Source organism: Nonomuraea sp. NPDC004186 (assembly GCF_053603495.1).
This window is the reverse complement of the sequence record NZ_JBSGFQ010000287.1, coordinates 1-1,007: the sequence shown is the minus strand read 5'-3', so window position 1 is coordinate 1,007 and position 1,007 is coordinate 1. Positions and strand designations below refer to the sequence as shown.

The window sequence follows — 1,007 nt, the reverse complement described above, 5'->3', positions numbered from 1 at the left end:
TGAGGTGATCTCAGCGAAATAGTTCGGACGAATTGGGATTTCTTGGACGCCGCTGGTGGCGTTCCGGGCCTATCGGGAGGAGTTGCCGAAGGCCGGAAACAGACGTGGAGCCCCCGGTAGAAGAGCTCTCACCACAAGAAATCCCAGCCGCCGGAAGGCTCCACGTGATTGCTCATCGTGCCACGCTCGACGTCTCCCGCGCACTCGTTCAGCACGTCGCCCGCCTCCTGCATGAAGAACGCCGACTGCGCGGCACGCCGAAAGACAGCCGAGTCTTGAGCCCCTTCCGGCAAGCGGTCATGGTGGTGCGCTGGTTCCGCGGCGAGCAGGACATCCCCAAGCTCGGCCGCGATCACCGCGTCTCCCGGGCCACCGCCTACCGCTACATCCACGAGGGAATCGAGGTTCTCGCAGCTCAAGCCCCAGATCTTTCCGGAGCCCTGGACCGCGCCCACGCCGAAGGACTGGCCTACGTGATCCTGGACGGCACCCTGATCCCCATCGACCGCTGCGCCGAGCAGACCATCAGCGTCAAGGGTGAACCCATCGACGCCTGGTACTCAGGCAAGGCCCACCAGCACGCCGGCAACCTCCAAGCCCTCTCGGCACCAGACGGCCTGCCGTTGTGGATCGGCGAGGTCGAGCCCGGCTCCGTCCATGACCTGTCCGCCGCCCGCGCGCACGTGCTGGGCGCGCTGTACGCCGCAGCCGCAGCCGGCCTGCCCACTCTCGCCGACAGCGGCTACGACGGCGCCGGAATCGGCATCCACACGCCGATCAAGCAGCCCGAAGGAAACCAGATCCTCAGCCCGGACAACCGCACCTACAACCGGCTTCTACGAGCCCTGCGCTGTCTCGGCGAACGCGGCTTCGCCCTGCTCAAAGGCCGCTGGCGGACCCTCCAGCACATCACCGTCAGCCCCAGCCGAATCGGCGACATCGCCCGCGCAGCACTTGTCCTCACCCACTTCGAGCACAATTACCTGCCGGGAATTCGCTGAGATCAC

1 protein-coding gene is annotated in these 1,007 nt (G+C 66.1%); it reads left to right on the top strand.

The annotated features are described in order from the left end of the window. Nucleotides 1-164: 164 nt before the first annotated feature. Entirely contained in the window at nt 165-1,001 is an 837-nt protein-coding gene (locus ACWEPL_RS65290) for a transposase family protein (RefSeq protein WP_452443108.1), read from the top strand. The last annotated feature ends 6 nt before the right edge of the window (nt 1,002-1,007 follow it).